Source organism: Streptomyces sp. YS-3 (assembly GCF_045257485.1).
Classification (GTDB): Bacteria; Actinomycetota; Actinomycetes; order Streptomycetales; family Streptomycetaceae; genus Streptomyces.
The window spans coordinates 22,657-29,327 of the sequence record NZ_JBJHPC010000026.1; the positions used below are offsets into that span (position 1 = coordinate 22,657).

The window sequence follows — 6,671 nt, forward strand, 5'->3', positions numbered from 1 at the left end:
GGAGCTCATCGTTTTTGCCAGGCGGGCTGCACGGTCGACATGAGGGCATGTGGCGGCGGACCTCGGGGAGGGCGCCGCCAAACGAACAGCACTCGGGGAGACGCGAACCTCGGAGCAGGCTAATCTGAAAAGAAGGGACATTCGGGGTAGTAGGGCCTTCCTTGTGCACTAGGCAAGGCGGCCGTTGAGGGGATGCGCGCGGCCGGCGCCGCTCCAGGTAGCTCATCCGGAACCCGCCCTGGTGAGCCAGGTGTGGCGGGAGCCTCTGGGGGCGAACCCCTTGGTTCAACGTGGGCCCGAATCGCAGGAAGGTCGATACCCATGGCAACGCCTCAGACAGAGTTCGTCCACTGGAAGTCGGCCGACCCCAACGGCGCGACCGGGTGTCTGGGCCCCGTGACGCTCACCGGCCCCATGGGCACTGCCTTCTTCTTCAAGGACGACTACCCCGGCTTCGGATCCACGGCCTTCAACCCGCCGTTGGCTGCCACCGGCATGGTGGAAATCGTTGGAGCCGCAGGTCACGAATTCAAGGCCACGTTCACCATCCCGTTGAAGAATCCTGTCTTCTATCTGGGGTCACTCAGCTCCACGCTGACGTTCACGCAGGTTACGCCGGCTACGACGGTCATTCAGGTCACCCGCGTCAGCGGCGACGCCGATTTCAAGGTGACGGGCAATCAGGTCACCGGCAAGGTGTTCCAACCTCCCCCCGGGTCGACCGCGCCCACTGATTCCAACGGCATTGTCCGCCTCACTGGAACCTTGACGTCGGTCACCTTCACTCTGACTCCCAACCCCGGCAGCACCAACCCCCGGGAAGGGGTCTTCCTCCAAATCGGCGGGACGCCCTGACCGATGGTCACCTTGGAGTCCGCGCCCGGAGCGGCTCGTCTCTGAGTTCGCACAACGAAACCATCAAAGTGGTTGGGGGCCCAGGCGTGTGCCTGGGAGAGTCCTGATCTTGCCGATTCATCGCACGCGGTTCCGGCTGGCGGTGGTCGCGGACACGCACGCCGGGTAGCCGACCAACCATCCCATAACGAAGCATAGTGTTCCGCTGGCTGGTGGCTGAAGTTGCCCCCTGCCAGGTCGCGGCTCCCGAGCGGCGTGCTTGCATGTGTTCATGATCGTTAACGCGCAGGAAACATCCGAACCGCAAACATACCTGGACCACATCCTGGAGCACTGGCACAAGGACGAGGACGCCGAGGCGCTTGCCCAGGGGACCCAGCGGCTGACCCGGGGGGAGGCTCGGCGGCGGCTGTTCAGTCTGGGGCACGCGCTGCGCCGGCAGGGGCTCGCGCCCGGCGACGGAGTGGGGTTGTTCCTGGCCAACCGCGTGGACTCCGTCCTGGTGCAGCTCGCGGTCCATCTCATCGGCTGCCGCGTGGTGTTCCTGCCGCCCGAGCCAGGACCCGGCGAACTCGCCGCGCTGGTCGAGCAGTCCAAGGCGCGCGTCGTGGTCACCGACCCGGTCTTCGCGGCACGCGCCGCCGACGCGGCCAACCGGAGTGTCCACGCACCCGTGCTACTCAGCGTCGGCCCCTGTGAGCAGCGGTGCACCGACCTGCTGGCCGTCGCGGCCGAATGCCCTGTGGTGCGCCCCGAGGGCGTGCCGGCCCCGGCAGCGGACGAGGCCGTCACCGTCCTCTACACCGGCGGCACCCTCGGCCGTCCCAAGCTCGCCGCGCACAGCCACCGGCTGTACGACGTGGTGCTGGATCTCGTGGAGGACGGCCCGCGGGACTCTCCTGCCCCGGGCTTCTTCCCGACCATGAAACCGGGTACGGACCGGGTACTCGTCTCCACGCTGCTCACGCACGGCAGTGGCCACCTCACGTCGATCCAGGCGCTGGTGCGGGGTTGCGCCCTCGTCGTGCTGCCCGAGTTCGAGGCGGGTGCGGCGCTGGCGGTACTGCGGGAGGAACGGATCACCGCCACCATGTTCGTCCCACCGATGCTGTACGCGCTGCTCGACCACCCGGAGTGCGAACCGGGCGCACTCCCCGCGCTGCGGAGCATCGTCGTCGGCGGCGCGGCCTCGTCACCCACCCGGCTCCAGCAGACGGTCGAGGTCTTCGGGCCCGTACTCAGTCAGGGCTACGGGCAGTCGGAGGCGCTCGGCATCGCAGCCTTCGGTGCCGAGGACCTCGCCTCGGCGGGAGCCCAGCGGCCCGAACTCTGGCGCAGCTGCGGTCGCGCGATATCCGACACCGAGATCGAGATCCGTGGTGAAGACGGTGCGGCGGCGCTGCCCGCCCGGCAGATCGGTGAGGTGTGCGTCCGGGGCAGGGCCGTGATGCTCGGTTACTACGAGGACCCGGTGCGCACCGCGGAGGCGTTCTACGGTGACTGGCTGCGTACCGGGGACATGGGTTACCTCGACACCGAGGGGTACCTCTATCTCGTCGACCGGGCCAAGGACATCATCATCACCGGCAGCACCAGCGACAACGTCTACTCCCGGGTCCTGGAGGACTTCCTGCTCACGCTGCCCGGGGTGCTCAACGCGGCGGCGCTGGGCGTACCGGACGAGGACTACGGGGAGGCCGTACACATCTTCCTGGCCACGGCCGAGGGCGCTGATGTCGACCCGGACGTGGTAGCCGCCGCGGTGACCGCCGAGTTGGGAGAGCTGTACACACCCCGGAGGACGGTCCTGCTCGATCAGCTGCCGATGACCAAGGTCGGCAAGGTGGACAAGAAGGCGCTGCGCGCCACGTGGACGAGCACGGCCCCGGGCACTCCGTAGGCGGCGCTGCCGCCGAAGGTGCGTCGATCGCCTGCCAGGAGCAGATGTTGCTGATCCGGCCCGTCCGCGTGCGGCGACGGGCGGGCCGAAGAGCTGCACTGGCACGCACGCACGCACGCGCGCCGTGTCGCGTCCCAGGACAGGTGCCTTCGCCCCATGATCGGCCCGGGCAGGGTCAGGCGTCCGCCGGCCCCGCCGCGTATATGGGTTCCAGCACGAAGACGGGGATCACGCGGTCGGTCGCCGCCTGGTACTCGGCGTACGGCGGATACGCGGCGACGGCACGCTCCCACCACTGGGCCTTCTCCTCCCCGCTGACTTCACGGGCCGTCATGTCCTGTCGCATGGCGCCGTCCTGGAGCTCCACGTGAGGATCGGACTCGACGTTGAAGTACCAGACGGGGTGCCGGGGGAAGCCGCCCTTCGAGGCCACGGCCGCGTACCGCCCCTCGTGTTCCACGCGCATCAGCGGGACCTTGCGGATCTTGCCGCTCTTCACACCGCGGGTCGTGAGAATGACGACGGGCAGGCCGGTGTCCCAGAGCGTCGCCCCCCGCGTGCCGCCCGAACTCTCATACAGCTCGACCTGTTCGCGCACCCACTGCGCCGGGCTGGGCTCGTACTCGCCTTGAAGAGGCATCGCGGTCACCCCATCGTCGCCTGAAGACTGTGTTGCCCAGTTCAACACAAGGGCAGGGGTCCCGCTGCCGGAAGTCCGGCATTTCTCAGCACCCAACCGGCCGCAACACCGTCCCCGAGCCCAGCCCAAGCCCGAGACCGAGGCTCCCGTCTCCACATGACCAGGCGCGAACAGCCAGGCGCAGGGATCAGGGTGCGAGCTGGGGAGCGCCGTGGACTATGCGGTGCTGGCTCGGTGTCGTTCCGTAGTGGTCGAGAAACACCTGCCTCATCGTCTCGGCGGAGCTGAACCCGCAGCGCCTCGCGATCGACGCCAGCGGCAGTGCTGTGGAGATGAGCAGTTGTGAGGCAGCCTCGGCGCGGGCCGTCCGTACGAACTGGGCCGGTGTCTGTCCGAGCTGGTCGCGGAACAACCGGGACAGGTGACGTCCGCTGACCCCGTACGACCCCGAACCGCCTTCGGCCCGATCGACTGGACGGCCGCCGACAGCGGCCAGTACACGCCCTTCGCCCAGCAACTGCTTCGCACCGCCCTGGCCGACCACCCCTCCCTTCTGGCGCAGCTGACCACCTGAGCACCAGGGGCTGTCCGTGGCTGTGCTCGTGCGTCATCCATTTGTTGCAGCGCAGGCACCTGCTGCGCGCGTGCCCCCCCCGTGTCAGGGCCGAAGGCAGATCAGTAACCGCTGCCGCAGGAGGACGAGTTGTAGCAGAGGAAGTCGCCCAGGCAGACGGGCGGTCAGGGGTGAGGGCGCTCTTTTCAGCAGGCTGTAGCCGAGTACCTGCAATGGGTCATCGGCGGCTCCATAAGCGCGCCTTGGGCTTACCTAAACGGATTCCCCAAGAATGTGATCTTGGGTGAGAGTGCCGACACTCTGTGCAATTGCACACAAGTGGAGCCACTCATTCCATGATAACGATCTTTCTAAGTAACGCCCCCCGGGTTTGCCGCTCATTGGAATAGACCTTTGGTTCTCGTGCACCCAAATCCCTTACGTGGAAGGGAACTTGGGGTCCTGTCGTCCACTCTCGCGCATTCTTCCGCAGTGCCCGCTCCCATTCCCCGTACAAAGCGGCCCTGTCAGTCCGTGCATCCGTTCTGGCACACTTCCGGCCAACCACAACTCCCCCACAGAAATGAGGTGTGGCCTTGTCCGGTCGCAGAAGACAGGTTCAGCAACGTCGGCGAAGACGCGGCATTTTCGTCGCAGCGGTAGCCGTCACGGCGGGAGCACTCGTCGGTACAGCGGCGCTCGGTGGCGTCTTCGACCACCACTCGTCCCGACCTGAGATCAGCGCGGCGCAGGCCGCTGTGGACGGTCCCGCTCCGGCACCCGCGCACGACAAGACCCCGGAACCGGTGACCCGAATACCCAAGGAGGACCGCAAGCGCGGCCTGGTCTACAAGGGCCTGAGTTCCGCGCCCAAGGGTGACCGGTGCGCCGGCGTTCTGCGCACCGCCGACGGCCGGTGCACGCACGGTCCCGACAAGCCGCCCAAGGGGGTGGACATCTCCAAGGACACACCGCCCGCAGTGAAGGCACAGGGAACGGCCGTAACGCCCAGCCGTCCCGCCACCCAAAAACCCTCCACCGAACAGCCGTCCTCCGGCACCACGGCTGCTGTCGACGCCCGCCAGACGGGCACCGGCCAGACGGGCACCGCCGCCAAGACGCCGCCCGCCGCCCCCGCCCGGGGCACCGGAAGCGGGAAGGCCGCGTCAGGTGGTCAAGCGGTGCAGTGTGACGGTGACGGAAGCACGGGCAACCGGGTCCAGGTGGTGTACGCGCACGGTCCCGGCAACGACCGGTACGGCGAGTACCTGGCGTCGTTCCGCAGGTGGGCCGCCGACGCCGACACCATCTACTTCGCCAGCGCGCAGGAGACCGGGGGCGTACGGCACATCCGGTTCGTGACCGGCGCCGACTGCACGCCGTCCGTGCTCAACGTGGAGGTGACGAGCTCGGCACTCGCCGAGTTCGGTGCGCTGAACTCCGCACTCGCGCAGAAGGGTTTCGACCGGCGCGACCGCAAGTACATGATTTTCGCGGACGCCAAGGTCTACTGCGGCATCGGCACCTTCAACGGTGACGAGCGCCCCGGCGCCGCCAACCTCAGCAACTTCGGCCCCTCCTACGGCCGCACGGACGCCGGATGCTGGAGCGGTTCCACCGCGGCGCACGAGCTCGGACACAACCTCGGTGCGGTGAACAACAGCGCACCGAACAGCAGCCGTGGTGCGCACTGCACCGACGAGTGGGACATCATGTGCTACTCGGACACGCCCTACTACCCCACCATGCGCAACGTCTGTACCGAGCGGAGCCAGGACGAGCGTCTGGACTGCAACCACGACGACTACTACAACACCAGTCCGCGGGCGGGCAGTTACCTCGCCACGCACTGGAACGTCGCGAACAACCAGTTCCTGATGACCGGCGGTGGCACCCGGCCCGACCCGGACCCGAGCCCCACCCCGACCCCGAAGCCGACCCCGACCCCGACCGGCAGCACCGGACCGACGACGGGCCCCGTCCCGGTCCTCGGACAGCTGACGTCCGACTCGGCCGTGGTCAGCTGGCCGGCGGCGTCCTCCGTGGCCTGGTATCAGCTCCTGCTCAACGACAGCCACCTGGCATGGGTCCAGCCCAACTCGGCGCGGGTCTACAACCTGCGGCCCGACACCGACTACAGGCTCGCCGTCTCGGTCCGCGACCAGGCCGGCCGCGACTCCGGACCCGGCCGCGCGCTGTCGTTCCACACCCCGCCCGTCGGCGGCACCGCTACCAAGCCCGGCACGCGGTACACGCTGACGAACGGTCACACCGGGCTTGCGGCGGAGATCTGGGGCGGCGGGAGCGCGGACGGTACCGTCCTTGTCGGTTCCCAGCCCAATGGGTTCACCCCTCAGCAGTGGTACTTCGATGACGTTGCCGGCGGCAGTGCGCGCCTTCGCTCGGCCGTGTCGGGCAAGTGCCTGCAGCTCGGCGGGGCCGCGGCCCCCGGCCAGTGGGTCGCCCAGCGACCCTGCTCCGGCAGTGACGCCCAGCAGTGGCGGCTCACCAAGTCCGGAACGGGCCTGCGCCTGACCGCCAAGAACAGCTCACTGGTCCTGGGTGTCGGCAATCGCCCGTACTACGGGGCGTGGCTGCTCGAACTCCAGGACCCGGACACCTCCAAGTACCAGGACTGGGCCCTGAAGCAAGCATCCTGACCCCCCACTGACGGCAGGGGCCGTGCTCATACGGCCCCTGCCACCCCCCTCACACCGGAGCCA

The 6,671-nt window shown here is 68.2% G+C and carries 6 protein-coding genes; 4 read left to right on the forward strand and 2 right to left on the reverse strand.

Annotated features, from left to right (window positions below; genetic code table 11):
- Nucleotides 1-321: 321 nt before the first annotated feature.
- Nucleotides 322-855, forward strand: coding sequence for a hypothetical protein (locus ACJA3G_RS04620; RefSeq protein WP_406551577.1), 534 nt, complete (start codon nucleotides 322-324; stop codon nucleotides 853-855).
- A gap of 271 nt (nucleotides 856-1,126) precedes the next feature.
- On the forward strand, nucleotides 1,127-2,755 hold the full coding sequence (locus tag ACJA3G_RS04625) for a class I adenylate-forming enzyme family protein (RefSeq protein WP_406551578.1): 1,629 nt from the start codon (nucleotides 1,127-1,129) through the stop codon (nucleotides 2,753-2,755).
- 175 nt (nucleotides 2,756-2,930) lie between these two features.
- Here the strand turns inward: ACJA3G_RS04625 and ACJA3G_RS04630 are convergent, their stop codons facing one another.
- Together ACJA3G_RS04630 and ACJA3G_RS04635 are read right to left on the reverse strand one after the other, a co-directional pair.
- Nucleotides 2,931-3,395 (reverse strand): nitroreductase family deazaflavin-dependent oxidoreductase, encoded by a 465-nt coding sequence (locus tag ACJA3G_RS04630; RefSeq protein ID WP_406551579.1) that lies wholly within the window; start codon nucleotides 3,393-3,395, stop codon nucleotides 2,931-2,933.
- 187 nt (nucleotides 3,396-3,582) lie between these two features.
- A complete protein-coding gene (locus ACJA3G_RS04635; protein ID WP_406551580.1) occupies nucleotides 3,583-3,807 on the reverse strand; it encodes a helix-turn-helix domain-containing protein in 225 nt (74 codons plus the stop codon).
- Between the two features lie 9 nt (nucleotides 3,808-3,816).
- On the opposite strand from ACJA3G_RS04635, the gene ACJA3G_RS04640 reads away from it, so the two are divergent.
- Together ACJA3G_RS04640 and ACJA3G_RS04645 are read left to right on the forward strand one after the other, a co-directional pair.
- A complete protein-coding gene (locus ACJA3G_RS04640) occupies nucleotides 3,817-3,969 on the forward strand; it encodes a hypothetical protein (protein WP_406551581.1) in 153 nt (50 codons plus the stop codon).
- Nucleotides 3,970-4,754: 785 nt separating this feature from the next.
- Entirely contained in the window at nucleotides 4,755-6,608 is a 1,854-nt protein-coding gene (locus tag ACJA3G_RS04645; RefSeq protein ID WP_406551582.1) for an RICIN domain-containing protein, read from the forward strand.
- Nucleotides 6,609-6,671 lie beyond the last annotated feature (63 nt).